The sequence below is a fragment of the Paraburkholderia sp. CNPSo 3272 genome (genome assembly GCF_024206495.1).
Lineage (GTDB): Bacteria > Pseudomonadota > Gammaproteobacteria > Burkholderiales > Burkholderiaceae > Paraburkholderia.
In genome coordinates, this window is record NZ_JAMBPQ010000029.1 from 17,941 (window position 1) to 40,055 (window position 22,115).

General features: G+C 65.8%; 16 protein-coding genes. 9 read left to right on the forward strand and 7 right to left on the reverse strand.

Translation table 11 applies throughout. The annotated features are described in order from the left end of the window. Positions 1–89: 89 nt before the first annotated feature. Positions 90–1,181 carry a polyphosphate kinase 2 gene (ppk2, locus tag M3I53_RS27345; RefSeq protein WP_375542592.1) on the forward strand — a complete coding sequence of 364 codons (1,092 nt, stop codon included), beginning with the start codon at positions 90–92 and terminating at the stop codon, positions 1,179–1,181. 14 nt (positions 1,182–1,195) lie between these two features. Here ppk2 and M3I53_RS27350 read toward each other — a convergent pair whose 3' ends face one another. Together M3I53_RS27350 and M3I53_RS27355 are read right to left on the reverse strand one after the other, a co-directional pair. Next, positions 1,196–2,710, reverse strand: a complete 1,515-nt coding sequence (locus tag M3I53_RS27350; protein WP_254318997.1) for an intermembrane transport protein PqiB — start codon at positions 2,708–2,710, stop codon at positions 1,196–1,198. A 210-nt stretch (positions 2,711–2,920) separates the two neighbouring features. Further along, positions 2,921–3,532, reverse strand: a complete 612-nt coding sequence (locus M3I53_RS27355) for a DUF3313 domain-containing protein (protein ID WP_254319044.1) — start codon at positions 3,530–3,532, stop codon at positions 2,921–2,923. Positions 3,533–3,725: 193 nt separating this feature from the next. On the opposite strand from M3I53_RS27355, the gene M3I53_RS27360 reads away from it, so the two are divergent. Further along, on the forward strand, positions 3,726–4,277 hold the full coding sequence (locus M3I53_RS27360; protein WP_254318998.1) for a TetR/AcrR family transcriptional regulator: 552 nt from the start codon (positions 3,726–3,728) through the stop codon (positions 4,275–4,277). Positions 4,278–4,343: 66 nt separating this feature from the next. On the opposite strand, the gene M3I53_RS27365 is transcribed toward M3I53_RS27360, so the two are convergent. Beyond that, a complete protein-coding gene (locus M3I53_RS27365) occupies positions 4,344–4,727 on the reverse strand; it encodes a tautomerase family protein (RefSeq protein WP_254319045.1) in 384 nt (127 codons plus the stop codon). Between the two features lie 100 nt (positions 4,728–4,827). Here M3I53_RS27365 and M3I53_RS27370 point away from each other — a divergent pair, with 100 nt between their 5' ends. The 3 genes from M3I53_RS27370 (at position 4,828) to M3I53_RS27380 (ending at position 6,960) form a co-directional block, all read left to right on the forward strand. Further along, the gene (locus tag M3I53_RS27370; protein WP_254318999.1) at positions 4,828–5,679 is read left to right on the forward strand and encodes a LysR substrate-binding domain-containing protein; all 852 of its coding nucleotides are present in this window, start codon (positions 4,828–4,830) and stop codon (positions 5,677–5,679) included. 154 nt (positions 5,680–5,833) lie between these two features. Next, positions 5,834–6,262, forward strand: coding sequence for an MbcA/ParS/Xre antitoxin family protein (locus M3I53_RS27375; protein ID WP_028202945.1), 429 nt, complete (start codon positions 5,834–5,836; stop codon positions 6,260–6,262). Next, the gene (locus tag M3I53_RS27380) at positions 6,259–6,960 is read left to right on the forward strand and encodes an RES family NAD+ phosphorylase (protein ID WP_254319000.1); all 702 of its coding nucleotides are present in this window, start codon (positions 6,259–6,261) and stop codon (positions 6,958–6,960) included. The genes M3I53_RS27375 and M3I53_RS27380 overlap by 4 nt, the downstream gene beginning before the upstream one ends. A gap of 37 nt (positions 6,961–6,997) precedes the next feature. On the opposite strand, the gene M3I53_RS27385 is transcribed toward M3I53_RS27380, so the two are convergent. The 4 genes from M3I53_RS27385 to M3I53_RS27400 all read right to left on the reverse strand — a co-directional run bounded on the left by M3I53_RS27385 (position 6,998) and on the right by M3I53_RS27400 (position 11,585). Continuing rightward, entirely contained in the window at positions 6,998–7,738 is a 741-nt protein-coding gene (locus M3I53_RS27385) for a metallophosphoesterase (protein ID WP_254319001.1), read from the reverse strand. 181 nt (positions 7,739–7,919) lie between these two features. Beyond that, on the reverse strand, positions 7,920–9,323 hold the full coding sequence (locus M3I53_RS27390; protein WP_254319002.1) for a cytochrome c: 1,404 nt from the start codon (positions 9,321–9,323) through the stop codon (positions 7,920–7,922). A 13-nt stretch (positions 9,324–9,336) separates the two neighbouring features. Continuing rightward, the gene (locus M3I53_RS27395; RefSeq protein WP_254319003.1) at positions 9,337–10,938 is read right to left on the reverse strand and encodes a GMC family oxidoreductase; all 1,602 of its coding nucleotides are present in this window, start codon (positions 10,936–10,938) and stop codon (positions 9,337–9,339) included. A gap of 71 nt (positions 10,939–11,009) precedes the next feature. Further along, positions 11,010–11,585, reverse strand: coding sequence for a sorbitol dehydrogenase family protein (locus tag M3I53_RS27400; RefSeq protein WP_254319046.1), 576 nt, complete (start codon positions 11,583–11,585; stop codon positions 11,010–11,012). 352 nt (positions 11,586–11,937) lie between these two features. Between M3I53_RS27400 and M3I53_RS27405 the strand changes: the two genes are divergently transcribed. From M3I53_RS27405 to glgB, 4 genes are all read left to right on the forward strand, one after another. Then, complete coding sequence (locus tag M3I53_RS27405) at positions 11,938–12,594, forward strand: DUF1345 domain-containing protein (protein ID WP_254319004.1); 657 nt, start codon at positions 11,938–11,940, stop codon at positions 12,592–12,594. A gap of 335 nt (positions 12,595–12,929) precedes the next feature. Further along, positions 12,930–16,424, forward strand: coding sequence for a maltotransferase domain-containing protein (locus M3I53_RS27410; protein WP_254319005.1), 3,495 nt, complete (start codon positions 12,930–12,932; stop codon positions 16,422–16,424). Beyond that, positions 16,421–19,876 carry a maltose alpha-D-glucosyltransferase gene (treS, locus tag M3I53_RS27415; RefSeq protein WP_375542593.1) on the forward strand — a complete coding sequence of 1,152 codons (3,456 nt, stop codon included), beginning with the start codon at positions 16,421–16,423 and terminating at the stop codon, positions 19,874–19,876. The genes M3I53_RS27410 and treS overlap by 4 nt, the downstream gene beginning before the upstream one ends. Next, complete coding sequence (gene glgB, locus M3I53_RS27420; protein WP_254319006.1) at positions 19,869–22,085, forward strand: 1,4-alpha-glucan branching protein GlgB; 2,217 nt, start codon at positions 19,869–19,871, stop codon at positions 22,083–22,085. Before treS ends, glgB begins: the two co-directional genes overlap by 8 nt. The last annotated feature ends 30 nt before the right edge of the window (positions 22,086–22,115 follow it).

Sequence of the window (22,115 nt, forward strand, 5' to 3'; positions counted from 1 at the left end):
CCTGCGTGCCATCGCCGCTCGCGCTTCGACGCATTCACCTGAATGCGAGTCACTCCGCACGCACTCCCATCCCCGCATCCGCCGACACCATGCCCAAATCCATTCCCTGTCCCGCTTCCGACTCCGCCAGCCCCGCCGCACGACTGCCGCTCGTCACGCCCCACAGCGCCGAGTTGCGCACCGTCGGCAGTGCCGTCGAGTCCGCGAGCGAGGCCATCGCGGGCGCTGTCCACGATCTCGTCGAGCGGGCTCGCGCCGGGCACAATCCGCCCGCCATGCTGCTCGAGTCGATTGCGGCATTGATGCAAGGCATGTCGCCCGACGAAGCCGCCCAGTTGCGCAGCCTGATCCTCGAAGGCAACCCTGCGGACTGGCGCAACTCATGCACGCGCCACCCCGACGAGGAGCTTGCCTCCGGCTGGCGCGAAGGCGGCTATCCGTATCGCAATTTGATGTCGCGCCGCGCATACGAGCGGCAGAAATACCGGCTGCAGGTCGAACTGCTCAAGCTCCAGGCCTGGGTGCGCGAGACCGGTCAGCGCGTGGTGATCCTGTTCGAGGGCCGCGACGCAGCCGGCAAGGGCGGCACGATCAAACGCTTCATGGAGCATATGAACCCGCGCGGCGCGCGCGTCGTCGCGCTCGAAAAGCCCACCGAAGTCGAGCGCGGCCAGTGGTATTTCCAGCGCTATGTGCAGCATCTGCCTTCGGCTGGAGAGATCGTGCTGTTCGATCGGTCCTGGTACAACCGCGCGGGCGTCGAGCATGTGATGGGCTTCTGCTCGCCTGAGGAATATGCCGATTTCATGCTTCAGGTGCCGGAGTTCGAACGGCAGTTGATCCGGAGCGGCATCCACCTGATCAAGTTCTGGTTTTCGGTAAGCCGTGGAGAGCAGCGGCGGCGCTTCAAGGAACGCAAGGTGCATCCGCTCAAGCAATGGAAGCTGAGTCCCGTCGATCTCGCTTCACTCGACAAGTGGGAGGCGTACACGCAGGCGAAAGAGGCGATGTTCTCGCAGACGGACACCGCCGATGCGCCGTGGACAGTCGTCCGCTCCGATTGCAAGAAGCGCGCGCGGCTCAATGCGATGCGGTTCGTGCTGCATAAGCTGCCTTACGCGAGCCGGGACGCGCAGGCGATTGGGGCGGTCGATCCGTTGCTGGTGAGTCGGGCGCTATAGGCCGACTTGCCGATTCACGGGTTTGCGCGCTTCCCCCAGATCAATGCCTCAGGGTGGCGTTCGAGATAATCGGCCAGGGCGTTCAGGCTGGCCAGCGTCCGCCGCAACTCGGCCAGCGCCTGACGAGTATCGCTCTGCAACGGCGAACTCTCGTCGAGCATCGCGTGCGCGGAACGAAACGCCTCTTGCGCCGATTCGAGCGATGAGCGCGCAGCCGGCACGAGCTCGGTGTCGAGCCGCGCAAACAGGACATTCGACTGCTGCAAGGAGGCGTCCAGGTTGCGCCCGATCTCCTGAAGCGGCATGCGGTCGAGCCGGCGCACGATATTCGACACCTGGTCCTCAAGTTCCTCGAGTGAGTTGGGCACCGTCGGCATTTCGACCGGCGAGCGATCCGTGTCGACGCGCGCCGCTGGTGCGTGCGGGAAGATGTCGAGTGCGACGTACTTCTGCCCCGTCAAAAGGCTTCCCGTGCGTAGCTGTCCGCGCAGTCCCTGAGCGACGAGCTGGCGCAGCAGGCTCTTGCCCCCCATTCCCGCACCGTCACCGAACGCGTCGCGGTAGCTCCGGCCGAGCCGCGAGGAATACAGGCTCAGTGTGACCAGCATGTCGAAACGTCCGCTTTCGGGTTGAAGGTCGATGGCGACCGCCGTGACCGCGCCCAACCCGACGCCGCGAAATTCAACTGGCGCGCCAACGGACAGCCCTTGCACCGACTGCGCGAAGCGCATGCGCACCACGGCAGGCGGACCTTCGTGCGCACGCATCGCGTCCGTGCGGCTTTCCGCGAGCCGGAAATCCTCGACGCTCGTGGCGGACATGGCGCGCACGCCACCGCGAGGGGTATCGAACGCCAGCCCGCCCGCCAGCAACGCCGCGGCGGGCGGGGTATCCAGCCGCATGCCGCTGGAATCGATATTGAGTTCGACGCCGCTCGCCTGCCACCAGCGCGTATCGGACGTGATCAGACGATCGAACGGTCTCCTTACGAAAACGCCAACGCGGACGCTGCCGCCACTGGGCGCCAGCGAGTAACCGAGCACCTCCCCGACCTGCACGCCGCGAAAATAAACAGGTGAGCCGGCATTTAACGAGCCGAGCGTCGGGGCGCGAATCACGAAACGCGTGCCCTCTTCGTCGCTGGTGATGGCCGGCGGCGTGTCGAAGCCGGTGAACGTGTGGCACGCCCTGAGCGAATGAACGTCGATATCCGCGTCGATCCAGGTTCCCGATACAGCGCTCAGGAGTCCGGAGATGTTCTTCACGTCGATGCGTGGACGCACGACCCAGAATTTCGTGCCGCACATGGCGATGTGTGGGCCGGCGGCGTCGAGCCTGAGTTCGGCATCGACGCGCTCACCGTCCGTGGACAAATGCAGATGCTCGAGCCGGCCAACGACCACGCCGCGATATCGCACCGCCGTTTTGCCGGCGACAAGCCCGGCGCCGGACACGAAGCTAACGGTGACGCGAGTGCTGCGTTGCGACAGCGCTTGAGCAAGCATCAGGCCGCCAGCCAGGTTCGCCAAAACCCACGCGGTCCAGACTGCGGCGCGCCACCACCGCCGGTCACTCACAACTTCCCCACGACGACATGCCACACGCGCCTCGCACATCGGAATGCAAAGGCGAGCGCGCATGCAGAGAAGCGAGAGAGATTCACGGTGCGTTGAAGATGTGGCGAGAAAGTCGATGAGGTTCGGACCGGCGGCGCCCTTTGCCCGCAGGCGGCTTCGCCGTTAGCGCAACTGCTCGACGAGTGCATCGGCGCCCTTGTCGATGCCGGTTTCGGCCGCGCTCAGAGAGCCGAACGCGGCGGGCAGATTCATCGCATTCGGGTATTGCTTCGTCACGTAGGCGCGAAGCAGACGCCCCGACGCACTGTCGTAGACCTCCACGGCATACGACACCGAGCCGCTAAACGCCCCCTTGCCGCCCCGGATCGCCTGAACGCCGTTATAGAGATTGCCCGCGATGTCGAAATGCATCGCCTGGCCGATCACGGCAGTCGTTTTCTCGGCGCCGGTCAAGGTGAGTTTCACGCGCAGCGTCGCGGGCGACGGCTGGGTCGCCAGGTCAAAACGCTTTGATAGCGTGTCGGCAAACGTCTTGTGCATGTACGCGGAAAGCACGTCCTTGTCCGAGTCCGAGAGGTCGCCGAACTGATTGTCGGCGCCTTGATACACCGCGACCGGATCGACGATGACCTGCGAATAGCGCGACCAGAGCACCGGCGCCGCATAGCGGAACGGCATCTGCGCGGCGTCGTGATCCCGGTTCTCCTCGAGCTGGGAAGACGAGGCGAGGCTGTTATAGGCAACGGGCTGCACACCCGCACACGCCGATAACATCAGGAGTACTACGCAAGCCGAAGACGTGAGAAGAAGACGGTTGTTGAGCACGAAGGCATCCTTTTAAAAGTTGCCGGATACCGCCTGGCATCCGGCCGAGTCCACGACGAGACGAAGCGTAGCATCGGTCTCGGAGGATGTAAACCGTCTATCCGGTTTGTTTGTGGAACGATGCAGGGGTACAATCGCGCCCATGGACAACCAGACACGTTCCGAGATTTCCCGCAGGAAGGCAATTGACGCGGCGCTTGCGATCCTGACCCGCGACGGGGTCGGCGCACTGACATTCGATGCGCTCGCGCGCGAAAGCGGCATCAGCAAAGGCGGACTGCTCCACCAGTTCCGTAACAAACTGGGCGTGCTGCGCGCGCTGCTGGATCGTCAGCGGGAACAATTCGAGCAGATCGCTCAAGACCACCTGGCGGCGGGCGGCCAGTCCAGGGCCGAACCGGTCCTATCGGCGCAGATCGCGATTTTCAGGGAGTCGATCAATCAGCCGGACTCCGTCGCGCGCGCCGTGCTCGCAGCCCTGGTCGAAAGCCCGGCGCTGCTCGAGGACCTGAAGGCCCAGGACGCGGCCAAGATGGAACAGCTCCAGGCCGAGGCCCGCGATCTCGAACTCTCGCTGCTACGCTACTTCGCCGCGAGCGGCATCGCGTTCAGCGCGCTGCTCGGGCTTTCGGCCGTGCCCGACGCGATGCGGGAACGGCTCTTCGATCGCCTGCTCGACGAGAAGAAGTGGTGACGCGGCTGCCGAGCGGGAGCGTTCGCGAGGCATGCTGACGGCCGCGTCAGGCAACAGGCTCCGCGCTCAAGTCGCGTACTGCGCCACGCCATTCCCGAACGACCAGTTCTCCCGCGCGACGTCCACGAGATTCACGAACACGTCCTCGCGCCTCACCCCCGGATCGCGCGCGAGGTTTTCGGCAATCTGCGCGAACAGCGCCTTCTTCTGATCCTGCCCGCGCGTGTTGCTCACGGCGATCTGGATCATGACCAGATCGTCGCTGCGCTCGATCCCGAGGTAATGCCGGCCGAAGACGAAATTGTCCGCATCGTGCTCGGTGATGACCATGAAGATGTCGTCTTCGGGCGCCTTGAACACCTCCATCAACGCTTGATGAATGCCCCGCGTGAGCGCCTTGCGATACGTGGCGGGCTTGCCTGCGCGAACCGCGATACGTGTGAACGGCATGTCGATCTCCTGCTTCGGTGGGTTGGACATGACATCAGCTTAGATGCGCTCTATCATAATAAACAGCCATAGATAGATATTTCATCCATTTACACCTGAAATGAAACCCCTCGATCTCGACGCCGTGCGCGCCTTCGTGCTCGTCGCCGAACTGCACAGCTTCACGCGTGCCGCCGACGCCCTCGACACCACGCAATCGGCGGTGAGCCTCAAGCTCAAGCGCCTCGAGACGCATCTGGGCAGGCAATTGCTCGAACGCACGCCGCGCGTCGTGCGGCTTTCGGCGGATGGCCTCGCGTTCCTCGCCGCCGCGCGCGACCTGCTGGGCGCGCATGAGCGCGCACTCGGCGCGCTTGCTGGCGACGAGCGGCGGCTCGCGCTCGGCCTGAGCGAGCACGTTGCCGACGCCAACCTGGCCCGCCAGCTCGCCCAGCTTCGCGTCCATGATCCGGCCCTCGTAATCGAACTGCACCTGGGGCTCTCGGCGCATCTGCTCGCGCAGTTCGACGAGCGGCGGCTCGATGCCGTCATCGTCCGTCAGGAGGAAGAGGAGACGCCGCGCGGCGATGCCCGCCGGCTCTTCGCGGAGCCGCTCGTCTGGCTCGCCGCGCCGCAATGGCAGTGGCAGCCCGGCACGGCGCTGCCGCTCGCGCTGCTCGCCGCGCCATGCGCGGTGCGGGCAGCGGCGATTCGCGCGCTCGAGGCCGCGGGCGTGGCGTGGACCGAAGTGTTCGTGGGCGGCGGTGTCGCCGCGGTGGGAGCGGCGCTGGCCGCCGGTCTCGCGGTTTCGCCGCTGGCGCGCCGCGTGGCGCCGCGAGAACTGATCGACGTCGGCGCGCGGCTCCGTTTGCCCGAACTGCCGGTTTCGCAGGTCCTGCTTCACTCGCGAGTACGCGAGCCGCGAACCGCGGCAACGCTGCAATTGCTCGCGTCGGGGCTCGGCACCGGCTAGCCGGGCGCTCAGCTCAAGATGGGCGGCAGCGCGTGCGGCACCGGAATCGCACGCGGGATGTGCGGCGGCGCCACATCCACCAGAGCAGTCAAACTTGCAATAATCCACATATGGACTAATATCTACTAAAAGTTCAATTCAGGACTCGACCACCATGTCACCCGCTACCGCTTCCGTCACTCCGTCGCGACGTCCCCGCGCCGAACCCTCGCTCACCGAAATGTCCGCAGCGGGGCTCAGGGCGTTCTTCAACATTGCGCGCGACTGGGACCTGAGCGCCGAAGAGCAGATTATTCTGCTCGGCTCGCCGGGCCGATCCACGTTCTTCAAGTGGAAGCAGTCCCCGCAAACCGCCCGGCTGGGCCGCGACACACTCGAACGCCTTTCGCTGCTGCTCGGCATCTACAAGGCGCTGCAGATTCTCCTGCCCCAACCCACCTCCGCCGACACCTGGATCAAGCGTCCCAACAGCGCGCCGCCCTTTGGCGGACGGCGCGCGCTCGACCGCATGCTGGCCGGCAACGTCAGCGACCTCGTGGCGGTGCGCCAGTATCTCGATGCAATGCGAGGCGGCTGGGCGTGACGCAAACGAACTGGCAAGACCGCTGGCGCAGCGCGCAGCTCGCCTGGTCACCCGCGTTCAGGGTAATTCCCACCCGGTTTCCCGCCGTCAACCTGTTCGACCGCGTGGCTTGCGCAGACGACTTCGAGGCGCTCTACGCGCTCGAAGCGCTCACCAATGACCGCCTGCGCACCGAAACCGGCGACCTCGACCTCGTGCCGCGCGAGGAGCGCCGCTTCGGCCCCGGCTACGGGCCGATCATGGCGGCCTTCACGCACCTGAATCCGCAGGGCAGCCGTTTTTCCGACGGCACCTACGGCGTGTTCTACTGCGCGCGCTCGCGCGCCACCGCCGTGGCGGAAACGCGCTATCACTCGGGGCTTTTTCTCGCGGCCACGAACGAGCCGCCCATCCGCCAGCAAATGCGGCTGTATACGGTGATCGCGCATGGCGAGGTGATCGATCTGCGCGATGACCCCGCGCTCGACCCGAGCGTGCTCTCGCCCGACGACTACACGGCCGGCCAGGCGCTAGGCCGCGCCGCCCGCGAGGCGCGTGCACCAGGTATTGCGTATCCGTCGGTGCGCGACGAGGACGGCGAATGTCTCGCCGCCTTCAGCACGACGCTGCTGCGCGCGTGCCATCACGCGGCGTATCTGGAATACAACTGGAATGGGCACACCATCGACATGGTGTTCGAGTTGAACCGCATCGTATAAGCCGAGCGGCCAACGGGGGACCGGCAGGCGCGAGGCCTCAGGGCAGCACGATCGCGGCCGCGCCATGCGCGAGCGCCTCGACCTGCGAGACCGACAAGATGCGCGATGTGAGCGCCTCCACCATGGTGAGGCGTCCTTCGGTGATGAACGCTCCGGTGTCGATGAACACCTGCGAGCCGATCTGCCGGACTTCACGCACCGGCGTATGCCCGCAGAACGTGAGCGAGAGCGCATGGCGCGCCGGGTCGCCCGTGCCGAGCACAAGATCGCGGCCCCAGAGCATGCGTTCGCGCACGTCGGAATCGAACTGGCCGCTGTCGAGCGCGGCGTCGTCGCCAAAAAATTCCGCGTGAATGATATTGAATCGCTTTTCGCCCTCGCCTACTACGCGCGCGAGCGGCAATTGGCGTAGCCGTTGCGCGTAGTGCACGAGTTCGGCGTCAGGCACGCTGTGCGCCCAGCCGCCGCCGATGCCGTACCAGCGGTTGCGCGGCATCCGCCCTTCGGCCACGGCGCACAGTGCGTCTTCGTGATTGCCGAGCACAGCGTAGAACCATGGTTTATCGAGCAGCGCGAGCGCCTGTTCGCACTGCTCGCGCTCGCCCCGGTCAACGAGATCGCCCACCGAAAACAGCCGGTCACGCGCGGTGTCGAACTCGACTTCGCGCAAAAGATAGCGCAACGCCTCCACGCAACCATGCAAATCGCCTATTACGAAGTCGCGACCTGCAAGATTGGCGGCATGGTGCTGCACGAGAGCGTCGGGTGTATGCGTCATCACTTCATCATAGCGCTGTGTGAGTGGACCATATGAGCGCCAAATATCGTACCGAATACGATTGCGACAGGCGCGTCACAAAGCACACTATATGCAAGCCGCGTGCCTGCGTTCACAGCATACGCGTTTGCGGTTATCAGGGCCGCCGCGGGCGCGGCGCAAACCCCGGCCTCACGGTGAGTTAATGGGGCTGGGCACGCAGCGCCGCGACCTCGCCGGCCGTGAGCGTGGCCCGGGGATCGCCGAACTGCGTCGTCACGTAGTTGGAAATGGCCGCCACCTGTTCGTTGCTCAATGCATCGCCGAATGCCGGCATCAGCACGTCGCTGTCCTTCGTTTGACGCCTCACACCGTGCAGGATCACCATCGTGAGATTGTCCGGGCTCGGCGCGCCCGCGACGCTGTTATGAATGAGCGATGGATACGCGCCCGGCGCGCTTCCCCCCACGCCCTCGCCGGTCCAGTGGTGGCAACTCGCGCAGTTCGCCACGAAAAGCTGCAAGCCGTTCACGGCCGTGACCGCCGTACCGCGCAGCGCCGTGACGTCGTTCACGGCGGGCTTGCCCCAGGCGTCGCGCGGCCGCGTCACGCCGCCCGAAACCGGCGGCAGCGCGCGCAGATACGCCACGATCGAACGCAGGTCCTCATGCGTCAGATATTGCGTCGAGTGCTGGACCACGTCGGCCATCGGACCGGCTGCGCTCGCATGACCGGCGGCAATGCCCGTGGAGAGATAGGCGATCACCGCGTCGTCGCTCCAGTTGCCAATGCCGCTCGCGCGATCGGGCGTCATGTTGTAAGCCTGCCAGCCTGCTTGCGTCGCGCCCGAGAAACGCTCCGTCGTCTTGAGACCCTGCATGAAGTTGCGCGGCGTGTGGCATTCCTCGCAATGCGCGAGGCCTTCGACGAGATAGGCGCCGCGGTTGAATTCGGCGCTTTGCTTCGGGTCCGGTACGAAGCGGCCTTCGTTGAAGTTGAAGAGATTCCACAAGATCATCAGCCAGCGCTGGTTGAACGGAAAGCGCAGCTCGTTCGCGGGCGGCGTGTAATGCACCGGCGCGACCGTATTCAGATACGCGCGGATCGCGAGCATGTCCTGCTCGGTCATACGCGTGAATTCGACGTAAGGAAACGCGGGATACAGGCGCTCGCCGCCCTTGCCGATGCCTTCATGCAACGCGCGTATGAAGTCGGTATCGCTCCACTGGCCGATGCCGGTATCGGGGTCCGGCGTGATGTTCGGCGTGTAGATTTTTCCAAACGGCGTGCTGATGGGCAAGCCGCCCGCAAACGGCCTGCCTGGGTCGGCGGTATGGCACGCAATGCAGTCGCCTATGCGCGCGAGATAGGCGCCGCGCTTGACGAGTTCGGGCTTGTCCGCGTCCGCGATGGGCGTCGACGTGTCGTCGCCGCGCGCCGTGGACATCGGCAGTTCGTCGACGGGACGCGTGTTCGACTCGTGCGACGCGTGCCACGCGATATACAGCGCGAAGGCACAGAAAAGCGCGGCCGCGATAGCGGCACGCGCGCGTCTCTCTCGCTCGTGATTCGTGGCGGCCGCGGTGGAGGACTTCGCTGTTTTCATCGTCTGGCTCGTATCAAAGCTCGTGGCGCAGCTTGTCGGCCAGCTTCAGCGACAGCGCGGCAATCGTCAGCGTGCAGTTGACCGAGGCGGCCGAAGGCATCACCGCGCTGCTGGCGACGAACAGATTCGCATGATCGTGCGTGCGGCAATCGGCATCGACGACCGAATCGGCGGCGTTCGCGCCCATGATCGTCGTGCCCATGATGTGACTGTTGGGTGCGAAGGTGTCGTCGAATGCGATGTCCGTGCCGCCGAAGAGCTGCGCGATCTGCGCATAGAGTTCATGCGTGTTCGCCGCGCTCTTCTTTACGTAATCGTTGATCGAGTAATAGATCTCGGGCCGTGGAATGCCCAGTCCGTCCTTGTGATCGTTCGAGGGCAGCACGCGGTTCTGCGGTTCGGGCAAATGCTCGTGGAAACTGTTGATGTTGAGCGTGCGCGACGTGCGTTCGCGTATTTCCCGGTCCAGCTCCGCGCCGGTCAAGCCGTTCGCGATGAGCGCGGCCGTGACGGCCATGGTCGGCACCGCGTTCGACAGATGCAGTTTCTTCGCGGCGTATGCAGAGCGGAACGCGCCGTCACGGAAGTTCACGACCGACGTCATCTCCATGGGCCCGCGTCCCGGCCATAGCGGTTCGTTGGCCATGAACGTGATGCCCGTGCCCGGATGATCCATGAGATTGCGGCCCACCTGGTCGGAGCTGTTGCCAATGCCGCGGGCAAATGCATCGCTCTTCGACATCAGCATGAGCTTAGGCGTCTCGATGCCGTTCGCGGCGAGCACGAAGAGCTTGCCGGTCACACGCGTGCTTCTGCCGCTCGGGTCCTTGTAGTGGACCGCGGTAACGAGCCCTTTGTTGTCGGCCTCGATGCGATAGACCACAGCCTGCGCAATGAGCTTCGCGCCCGCACGCTCGGCCTTGTCCGCGTGAACCACGCCGTTGTACATCGCACCGATCGGGCAGATCGGCATGCAGTTGTTGTTGCCGCAGCAGGTGGGACGCGCATCGAAGGGGCGGCTATTGCGAGCGACCGGCTCGGGCACCACGTGAAAGCCATTCGCATTCAGCACTTGCGAGAAGCGCTGATCCATCCAGGAGAGCGGCAGCATGCTCATTGGATACGGCTTCGCGCGCGGCGAGCCGAGATCGTACGTCGCGTCCGGTCCGGACACGCCCAGTTCCTCTTCCGCGAGCTGATACCACGGCTCCAGCGTCTCGTAGGGATAGGGCCAGTCGCGCCCCACGCCGTACTGCGTCTTCAAGCGAAAGTCCGCTGGCAGCAAACGCCACGCGGCGGCGGCCCAGTGCCACGTGGTGCCGCCCACGAGCCGCAGATATTGTGAGTTGTACGGATAATCGCCCTTCTGCACGAGATACTCGTTGGGCGGCGCGTATTCCGGATGCGGCGCGTAGTTCACCGACGGATACGGCGTGGCGAAATCGGCTTTGGCGGGCGAGTTGCGGAAATTCTCCACGATCTGCCAGCGCGGGAGGCGCGGCCCCGCTTCGAGCAGCACCACGGAGGCGCCGGCCCGGGCGAGCTGATGCGCCACCAGACTGCCCGCCACGCCGGAACCGACGACGACCACGTCGGCGGAATGTCCTGTCGCCATTGTCGACCTCATCTTTTGGCTTTCGTTGTGGGGGCCTGGCGCGGCCGGCGATGGGCGTGCCTGTTGCTCCGCTATTCGCCTGTGGGTTTGTGCTTCCAGTAGAACGGCACGTCGCGGCAATACGAGGGAATCGTGAGTACGTCGTTGACGGGGTCGAACATCAACGCCTTTTCGAACGCCACCACCTGCATCTTCGGCATCTCGCCCACGACACCGAGATACCACGCGCGCATGATGTCGCCCACCATCGAGGCCAGCTCCGGCTGATCGGGCTTGAGCGCGGCGGTCACGGTATCGGAAGGCACGCCGCCGTGACCTTGAATCCAGGTGTTGAGCGTCGCGACGTTCGCGTCGAACTGAGTGCTCGCGTGTTCGAGCGCGGCATAGACGCGCTTGCCGAGCACGGCGTCGAAGCTCGTGCGGCCAGTGAGGCGCTGCGATAGCTTGATGAAGGCTTCATAGCCGCTGCCGGATGCGCTCGCCGGTGTAGCCGCAAAGGCGCGGCCCATGCCGAAAGGCGCACGTGAGCGCCCGGCAGCCGCGAAGGCGAGCAGCGCCGCTGCGCACGTTCCCAAGATGAAACGCCTGCGGCGGGGACGGCCGAGGCGCTCGAATACAACGGGAAGATCGTGCGGCGCCTGAGACATCCCGTGTTGGGTCACATCTGTCATGGGCACTCCAGATGAGGTCGATCCCGCCAGGTTCCCCTGGCTGGGGCGAAACACGCTTGCCGCCGGCGCGGGCGGCGCCTGAAACCAGGCCATACGGAAAACGTTTGCTATCGACGGCCACCCGCGATCAATGCATATGCACCCTCGCTGCGCTGACTGCGAGAGCGCGCTCCCGCGTTGCGCAAGCAATATAGCCCCTTATCGCCCGATAAGACAAACCGAAAGCTTGCATGCCCGGCATAACGGCGAACAGCGCGTCACCGCGGCGGACCACGCACGGTAGAATCGCCGCAATTGATTGCTAACCCGCGCCACCCCGCGCCACGCCATGAACCTCATCCCGCTGGTACTGCGCAACCGACCGCACTTGATGATCGCCATCGCCGTGGGCGTCGTGCTCGGCTTGCTCGCGCCCGCCTCGATCCATACTTCCGCGCGCGTCCTGCTCGGCTGGGACGCCACGGTATGGACCTACCTCGTGCTGATCTGGCTGCACATGGTGTTAGCAAACGAAGAAAGCGTGCGCGCGAACGCCCGCCGCGAAGACGAAAACGCGGGCACCGTGCTGTTTCTCGTCTGCATCGCAACGGTGGCGAGCATCGTCGCCATCGTCATCGAACTCGGCACGACAAAGGATCTCGGCACAGCCTCGAAAGTGCTGCATTCGCTGCTCACAGGGCTGACGCTCATCGGAGCCTGGTTTCTCATTCCCACCATCTTCACGTTGCACTACGCACGCCTCTACTACGGCTCAGATCCCGACGAGCCCGCCCTCGCGTTTCCCGACAAAAAGCTCACGCCGAATTACTGGGACTTTCTGTACTTCTCGTTCACCATCGCCTGCGCGTCGCAAACCGCCGATATCGGCCTGCGCGGACGCAGCGCGCGGCGCGGCGTGCTCGCGCAATCGATTTTGTCGTTCTATTTCAACGTTTCTGTGTTAGGCCTGTGCGTCAATATCGCCGCGGGCATGGTCGGTAGCTGAGCGCCTTCCCTTTTTCGCCCCTGCAACGGATACCGGCAATCGCCGCCGGTTTATCCGCTCGCTTCGCCCGTCGTTGCGCCCAGCCTGTGCGAAGGTGCGCCTGCACGCGCCGCCGCGCGCCGGGATCGGTCATGGGCATGTGCCTTGCTCGACAGCCCCGCAAGTCGCCACGCGGCGCACGCGGTTTGGTTCCGGCCTGCTCTTGCACTACTCTGAACAGGTGCCTGTCCACCACGCGCAGCGCGGCACGCTCCGGCAGCCCCCGGGCGGCGCGATCGCATTTCGGCTAACCCCGACTTGCATCCCCTTCGCCTGACGTACCTGGAATACGACCGATGGAACCCCCCCACGCCTATGCGCCGCGGATCTACTTCGTCCATTCCGTCCTGGCAGGACCCCTCGACGCGTGGCCGGCGCTTATCGCGCGTGCGGCGTCGCTCGGCTTCGATCATGTCCTGATCGGCGCGCTGTTCGCCTCGGGCGCGTCGGGCGACGACCGCATCGTCGCCGACCACGCGCGCCTGAACGCGGCCTTCGGCAGCCAGCTTTGCGCAGACGACGCCATGCGCGAACTCGCGCTCGCGGCGCAATCGCGCGGCATCACGCTGCTCGCCGATCTCGTGCTCGACCGCAGCGCCGCCGACGGCGCGCTCTACGCCGCGCATCCCGAATGGTTCTACCCCTTCGAGGCCGAAGACGCACGCCTCGACCCACGCCACGGCCACAGCGAAGCCAACGTGGCCTATGCCGATTTCGAGCGCGCGAGCGCGCCGCTCATCGCATGGTGGACGGCGCGCGCCATCGCGCTCGTCGAAGCGGGCATCGGCGGCTTTCGTGTGGACTCGCCGCACCGCACGCCGCCCCATGTGCTGCGCGCGATTTTCGATGCCGTACGCGCGCGCTTTCCGCAAACGCGCTGGCTCGCCGCTACACCGGGCCTGCCGCGCGAGGCGCTCGCGCACCTCGAAGGTGCGGGCTTCGACGCGGCCTTCTCCTCGCTGCGCTGGTGGGACTTCTCGTCGAGCTGGATGGTTGAGGAGCACGCCGTCTTGCGCCGCGTGGGCTCGCCGATAACGTTTCCAGAAGCGCCCTATGGCGCGCGTTACGCACACGACCAGGAAGGCGCCGCCGATGCGCGCGCGGTCGAGCGCGCCTACCGCCGCATGCTGCGCGCGGCAGCCGCACTCGGCACCGGCTGGCTCATGCCGATGGGTTTCGAATACGGTGTAGACGAAGCGATCTCGCACAGCGGCACCAGCGCGCAGGCATGGGAAGCGGCAAAGGCGCGTGCGCCCTTCGATCTGAGCGCCGATGTCGCGCACGCCAACGCGCTGCAACGCGAAACTTGGGCGCTACAGACCAACGGTGAACTGCGCGCGCTCAGTGGCCCTGGCGCGAGCGTCGCGGCGCTCTTGCGCGGCGACCGCGCGGACCTGCGCGACGCGGACGACGCCATCCTCACGCTCATCAATCCGGCACTCGCCGCGCCTGTGCGCGTGGATCTCGCGCGCCTGCTCGACGGCGTGCCTGGCGGCTTCACGCGCTTCGCACCGCTCGACGCCGAAACGCTGCGCGGCGCCCGCCTCCCCGCGCGACGCGACGCGAGCGCGATCCCCGACGCGTTCACGCTCCCAGCGGGCGCATGCTGGATGTTCCGCGCGCTTGCGAGCCCGTACGTCGTTCTTGCACCGCCCGAAGATCGCGGCAAGACCGACACGAGTGGACACAAGAGCGTGCTCGAAGCGATCGCCGCGCCGCGCATTGCCATCGAGAGCGCGCAGCCGTCGATCGATCACGGCCGCTTCGCCGCGAAGCGCACCGTGGGCGAGCGCTGCGAAGTGCGCGCGGCCATTTTCGCCGAGGGCCACGACCGCATCGACGCCGCCGTGCTCTGGCGCGCCGCCGACGAAACCGCCTGGCACGAGTCGCCGATGACGCCCGTGCCGCCCGCGGGCACCGACCTGTGGGCGGGCCACATTCCGCTCGATCGCATCGGACGCTACGAGTATGTCGTGATTGCATGGCGCGACGACTTCGCCTCGCTTGCTGAACATGTGCACAAGAAGCGCGCGGCGAACCAGTCCGTCGATCTCGAGCTGGAGGAAGCGAGCCGCCTGTTCGCGCTCGTGCTCGCCACGGCGGAAACATCGGGCGCCGGCGACGACGACCAGAAGCGCACCAATGAAACGCTCGACGCCATCCTCAAGCGCTTCATTGCTGCGGACACCGAAACACGCTGCGCAATTATCGCCGCGCCTGCGACGGCTGCGGCCGTGCGCGCCGCGCGCCATCGGCCGTTTCTTTCGCGCGACACAATCGTCAATCGCGTGGATGCGGAGCGCGGCGCCGCGCGCTTCGCGAGCTGGTACGAGATCTTCCCGCGCTCGATGAGCGACGACGAATCGCGCCACGGCACCTTCGACGACGTGATCGCGAAGATGCCGCGCATCCGCGAAATGGGCTTCGACGTGCTGTACTTCCCTCCGATCCACCCCATCGGCCTCGCGAATCGCAAGGGGCGCAACAACACGCTCAATGCACAGCCCGGCGACGTGGGCAGCCCCTACGCGATCGGCGCGGCCGAAGGCGGCCACACCGCGGTGCATCCGCAACTGGGCACGCTCGAGGATTTCTGCCGCATGCTTGCCGCGGCGCACGAACAAGGCCTCGAAATCGCGCTCGATTTTGCGATTCAATGCTCGCCCGACCACCCGTGGCTGAAGGCGCATCCCACCTGGTTCGCATGGCGGCCCGACGGCACCCTGCGCTACGCCGAAAACCCGCCGAAGAAGTACCAGGACATCGTGAACCCCGAGTTCTACGCGCACGACTCGAAGCCTGATTTGTGGCTCGCGCTGCGCGACGCGATTCTGTTCTGGGTGGACACGGGCGTGCGCATTTTCCGCGTGGACAACCCGCACACGAAGCCGCTGCCGTTCTGGGAATGGATGATCGCCGACGTGCGCGCACGCCACCCCGACGTGATCTTCCTCTCCGAGGCCTTCACGCGCCCGCGCCTCATGTACCGCCTCGCCAAGCTCGGCTTCTCGCAGTCGTACACGTATTTCACGTGGCGCGAATCGAAGCGCGAATTCACCGAGTACCTCACGGAACTCACGCAAACCGAGGTGCGCGACTTCTATCGGCCGAACTTCTTCGTCAACACGCCCGACATCAATCCGCGCCATTTGCAGACCGGCGCGCGCTCGAGCTTCCTGATCCGCGCCGCGCTGGCCGCGACGCTCTCGGGGCTGTGGGGCGTGTACTGCGGCTTCGAACTGTGCGAAGGACGCGCCATGCCCAATTCGGAGGAATATCTGGACTCCGAAAAATATCAGCTGCGCGCATGGGACTGGCATCGCCCCGGCAACATCGTCGCGGAGATCGCCACGCTCAACCGCATCCGGCGCGCCAACCCGGCGCTGCACACGCATCTCGGCATCACGTTCCTCGACGCGCGCAACGACTCGCTGCTCTGCTTCGAGAAGGCCACGCCCGCGCGCGACAATGTGCTCGTCGTGGCGATCAACCTCGATGCCTTCAACGAGCAGGGCGCCGACTTCGAACTTTCGTGGGCGACGTTCCAGCGCTGGCACCTCGACGACCACGCCCCCCTCAATGTGATCGACGAAATGACGGGCGAGCGCTTCGAGTGGCGGGGGCGCTGGCAGCACGTGCGGCTCGACCCCCATGCGCGAGCGTTTGCGATCTGGCGCATCGAGCCCGCGATGGGTCTGCCGCGCGAAGAACCGCTGCCGGAACACGCCGATGAACACATCGAGGGCCATCCCGAACTGGACGCGGACTTCCCGCCCGGAGGAGCGACATGAAACGCGACCCCGCTACGCACGAGCCTGTGGCAACGAACGTGCAGACCGTCACGCGAGACTCGACCGCGCACGATCCAAACCACGAGGAACGCGGCACGCAACGGCGCGGCAAGCCGTCGATGCTGTCCGACGACCCGCTCTGGTACAAGGACGCGATCATTTACCAGGTGCACGTGAAATCGTTCTTCGATGCGAACAACGATGGCGTGGGCGACTTCCCTGGCCTGCTCGCGAAGCTCGACTACATTGCCGGCCTCGGCGTCACGGCGATCTGGCTGTTGCCGTTCTACCCCTCGCCGCGCCGCGACGACGGCTACGACATCGCCGACTATCGCAACGTGCACCCCGACTACGGCCAGCTCGCCGACGTGCGCCGCTTCATTCAGGAAGCGCATGCGCGCGGCATGCGCGTGATCACCGAACTGGTCATCAACCATACCTCGGACCAGCATCCGTGGTTCCAGCGCGCGCGGCGCGCCAAGCCCGGCTCGAATCATCGCAACTACTACGTGTGGTCCGACACCGACCAGAAGTACCAGGGCACGCGCATCATCTTCATCGACACGGAGCCGTCCAACTGGACGCACGACCCGGTGGCCGGCGCGTACTACTGGCACCGTTTCTATTCGCACCAGCCCGACCTGAACTTCGACAATCCGGCCGTGCTGCGCGAAGTGCTGCAGGTCATGCGCTTCTGGCTCGACATGGGCATAGACGGGCTGCGACTGGACGCCGTGCCGTATCTCGTCGAGCGTGAAGGCACGAACAACGAGAACCTGCCCGAAACACACGGCATTCTCAAACGGATCCGCGCGGCCATCGACGAGAACTACCCTAACCGCATGCTGCTGGCCGAAGCGAACCAGTGGCCGGAAGATGTGCAGGAGTACTTCGGCAACGAAGACGAATGCCACATGGCGTTCCACTTCCCGCTCATGCCGCGCCTCTACATGGCGATTGCGAGCGAGGACCGCTTCCCGATTCTCGACATCATGAAGCAGACGCCTGACTTGCTGCCGAGCTGCCAGTGGGCGATCTTCCTGCGCAATCACGACGAACTCACGCTCGAAATGGTGACGGACTCTGAGCGCGATTACCTCTGGAACACCTACGCGAGCGACCGGCGCGCGCGGCTGAACCTCGGCATTCGCCGGCGTCTCGCGCCGCTCATGGAGCGCGACCGCCGCCGCATCGAACTCATTAACTCGCTGCTGCTCTCGATGCCCGGCACGCCCGTGATCTATTACGGCGACGAACTCGGCATGGGCGACAACATTCACCTGGGCGACCGCGACGGCGTGCGCACGCCGATGCAGTGGTCGTCCGACCGTAATGGCGGCTTTTCGCGCGCCGACCCCGAACAGCTCGTCTTGCCGCCGCTCATGGGCTCGCTCTACGGCTACGACGCCATCAACGTCGAGGCGCAAAGCCGCGATCCGCATTCGCTGCTCAACTGGACGCGCCGCATGCTCGCCACGCGTCGCGCAAAGCAGGCGTTCGGGCGCGGCACGATCCGCTTCCTGCGGCCCGCGAACCGCAAGATTCTCGCGTACCTGCGCGAAATGCCCGGCGAAGCGCCGATCCTGTGCGTGGCGAACCTGTCGCGCGCGCCGCAGGCGGTGGAGCTCGATCTTTCCGAATTCGCGGGCATGTCCCCCGTCGAAATGACGGCCGACTCCGTGTTTCCGGCCATCGGGCAGTTGCCCTATCTGCTGACTTTCCCGCCCTACGGCTTCCTGTGGTTCCTCCTGAGCGCCGGCCATCAACGGCCTTCGTGGAGCCAGCCGACCTCGGAGCAATTGCCCGAGTTCGTGACCGTGGTGATCCGCGAAGGGCAAACCGGTGCCACGCCCGAAAACGTGCGGCTGCTCGAATCGGAAGTGCTGCCTTCGTGGCTCTCGCGTCGCCGCTGGTTCGCCTCCAAGGACAAGCCGCTGCGCGCCGTACGCCTCGCGGCGCTCACGACGATTCACGGCGCGGGCTTCGCGTTCACGGAGATCGAGGCCGAGTTGGCGGATGGCACGAGCGAGCGCTACGTCCTGCCGATCGCCATTACGTGGGGCACCGAAATCACTACGCCGCTGCACATTCAGCTCGCGCTCTCGCGCGTGCGGCGCGGCCGCACGGTGGGCTATCTCACGGATGCGTTCTCGCTGCCGTGGTTCGCCTACGGCGTGCTGCGCAAGCTGCGCGAGCGCGCCGCGGTGCCTACCGTGCAGCAGAGCACGATCCGCTTCGAGCCGACCGATCGACTCGACGAACTCGACCTTGGCGAGACGCCGGAGGTGCGCTGGCTCGCCGCTGAGCAGAGCAACAGCTCGCTCGTGATCGCGGAAACCCTCGTGCTCAAAATCGTGCGCCGCCTGATGGCTGGCGTGCACCCCGAAGCGGAAATGAGCCGCTATCTAACGAAGCTCGGCTACGCGAACACCGCGCCGCTCTATGGCGAAGTGGTGCGCGTCGACCCCGCGGGCGTGCCGCATACGCTCATCATCGTGCAGGGATTCATCGACAATCAGGGCAACGCGTGGGACTGGGCGCTCGACTATCTGCGCCGCACGATCGACGAACTTGCGCTCGCGGTGGACGACGACACGAGCGCCGACCACGCGCACGAAGAAGAAGCCGTGCAGGGCTACTGCGCGGTGATCGGCGCCATCGGCAAGCGGCTGGGCGAACTTCACGCGTTGCTCTCGAGACCCAGCGACGACGAAGCCTTCGAGCCCGTTGCCGCGACACCCGAGGACGTGCGCGCCTGGATAGCCGACGCGAAGACCATGCTCAACGAGGCGCTCGACATCGTCGCGCAGCATACGGGCGAAGACGAGCAAACGCTCGACCAGGACGCACGCGAGCTCGCGCGCAGCCTGATCGACCGGCGCAAGGCGCTCGTCGCGAAGATCGACGAACTCGTGCCGGACGACACCAAGGCCGCGCGCATCCGCATACACGGCGATTTCCACTTGGGCCAGGTCCTGCTTTCCCAAGGCGACGCGTATTTGATCGACTTCGAAGGCGAGCCCGCGCGAGCGCTCGACTACCGGCGCGCCAAGGCCTCGCCGCTGCGCGACGTGGCGGGCCTGTTGCGCTCCCTCTCGTACGCGGGCGCCGCCGCGCAATCGACGCTCGAAAGCGCGCCGCAGCAAGTCGTCGATCGCAAGCGCGCCCTGTTCGAGCGCTTCCGCGGCTATGCGGCCGAAGCGTTCCTGAGCCAGTACCGCGCAGCCGTCGCCGAAGGACCGCTCACGCTCGTCAGCGCTTCGCACGAGCAGGCGCTGCTCGACCTGTTCCTGATCGAGAAGGCGGCCTACGAGATCCGCTACGAGGCGGCCAACCGGCCCACCTGGCTCGCACTGCCGGTACGCGGTCTCGCGGCGCTGGCGGCACGCGTGCTCGGACTCACGCCTACGCAGTCCACGCAATCGCATACCGGCGGAGGCGGCCATGGTTGAGCGCGCGGCCCAAGCCGGCCTGAATCCCCACGACGCCGACGCACTCGCCGGCGCGTACCACTCCGATCCTTTCTCCGTGCTCGGGCTGCACTGGGTGGACGGCGCCCCCTACGTGCGCGCCTGGCTGCCGAACGCCTCGGGCGCGAGCGTGGTGGCGCGCGACCGCGCCCACACGCTCGGCGAACTCTCGCTCGTGCATCCCGCAGGACTCTACGCAGGGCCAATCGCGGAAGCGGTGCCCTACCGGCTCGTGGTCGACTGGCACGGCGTGAGTCAGGAAATCGAGGATACCTATTCATTCGGTCCGCACCTTTCTCACGAAGCGCTGGTGCGTCTCGCAGACGGCGACCCCTACGCCGTGCTCGAATGCCTCGGCGCGCGCCCCTTGACGTGGGATGGCGTACCCGGCGTGCGCTTCGCGGTCTGGGCGCCGAACGCGAAGCGCGTCTCCGTGGTGGGCGACTTCAATGCGTGGGACGGGCGGCGTCACCCCATGCGGCTGCGCCACGAAGCGGGCGTTTGGGAGCTTTTCATTCCGCGTGTGGCGCCCGGTGCCCGCTACAAGTACGAGATACTCGGCGCGCGCGGCGTCGTCCTGCCGCTCAAGGCCGACCCCTGCGCGCTGCAGACGGAATGCCCGCCGGGCACCGCTTCGATCGTCGCGCCCGTGGAAGCGATCGACCACTACGCGTGGCGCGATCAGGAGTGGCTGCAAACGCGCGCCGAACGTCAAAACGCGCGCGCGCCCATGTCGGTCTACGAGGTGCATGCGCCTTCGTGGCTGCCCACGCAAGGCGCCGACGCCCCGGCGCCCGACTGGGGCGCCCTCGCCGAGCGCCTGATTCCCTACGCGCAGGGCATGGGCTTCACGCACATCGAATTGCTGCCCGTGGCGGAACATCCGTTTGGCGGCTCGTGGGGCTATCAGCCGCTCTCGCAGTTCGCCCCCACCGCGCGTCTTGGCGCGCCGGTGGACTTCGCGGCGTTCGTCGATCGCGCGCACGAAGCGGGGCTTGGGGTGATTCTCGACTGGGTGCCCGCGCACTTTCCAAACGACGCGCACGGTCTCATCGATTTCGACGGCACGGCGCTCTACGAGCATGCCGACCCGCGCGAGGGCTATCACCCCGACTGGAACACGATGATCTACAACCTGGGACGCCGCGAGGTGAGCGCGTTCCTCATCGCATCGGGCCTTGCGTGGCTCACGCGCTATCACGTCGATGCGCTGCGCGTGGACGCGGTCGCCTCCATGCTCTACCGCGACTATTCGCGCGCGCAAGGCGAGTGGGTGCCCAACATCTATGGCGGCCGCGAAAATCTCGAATCGATTGCGTTTCTCAAGCGCCTCAATCACGAAACGCAGTATGTTCCGCAACGCCCCGGCGTCATCACCATTGCTGAGGAATCCACAGCGTGGCCGGGCGTCACAGCGCGCCCCGAGGATGGCGGCCTCGGCTTCCAGTTCAAGTGGAACATGGGCTGGATGCACGACACACTGCACTTCATGCACGAAGACCCTGTGTATCGCCGCTATCACCATCACCTGATGACGTTCGCGATGGTCTACGCGTGGTCCGAACGCTTCGTGCTGCCGCTGTCACACGACGAAGTGGTACACGGCAAAGGGTCGCTGCTCGGCAAGATGCCGGGAGACCGCTGGCAGAAGTTCGCAAACCTGCGCGCGTATTTCGGCTTCATGTGGGCGCACCCCGGCAAGAAGCTGTTGTTCATGGGCGGCGAGTTCGGGCAGATGGCCGAGTTCGATCACGACGGCACGCCGCACTGGAACCTGCTCGACGACCCGCTGCATCGCGGCGTGCAAACGCTCGTGCGCGACCTCAACCGTCTCTACGCGAGCGAGCCCGCGCTGTACACGCTCGACTCGGAACCCGGCGGCTTCGAATGGCTGGTGTCCGACGACAACGAAAACAGTGTGCTCGCATGGCGCCGCGTGGACGGCTCGGGCCGCGAAATCGTGGTGATCTGCAACTTCACGCCGGTGCCGCGCCACGGCTACCGCATCGGCATGCCCCAGCCGGGACAGTGGGAAGAAGCGCTCAACACCGACGCCGAAGTGTACGGCGGCTCGAACATCGGCAACGGGGGCCTCGTCACCACGGAGAGCGTGGTGAGCCACGGCAAGCCGCAGTCGGCCGCACTCGTCCTGCCGCCGCTCGGCACGCTGATCCTGCGCCTGCGCCGCTAGGCCGGCGCGGGGGCGGGATTTGATCAGGAA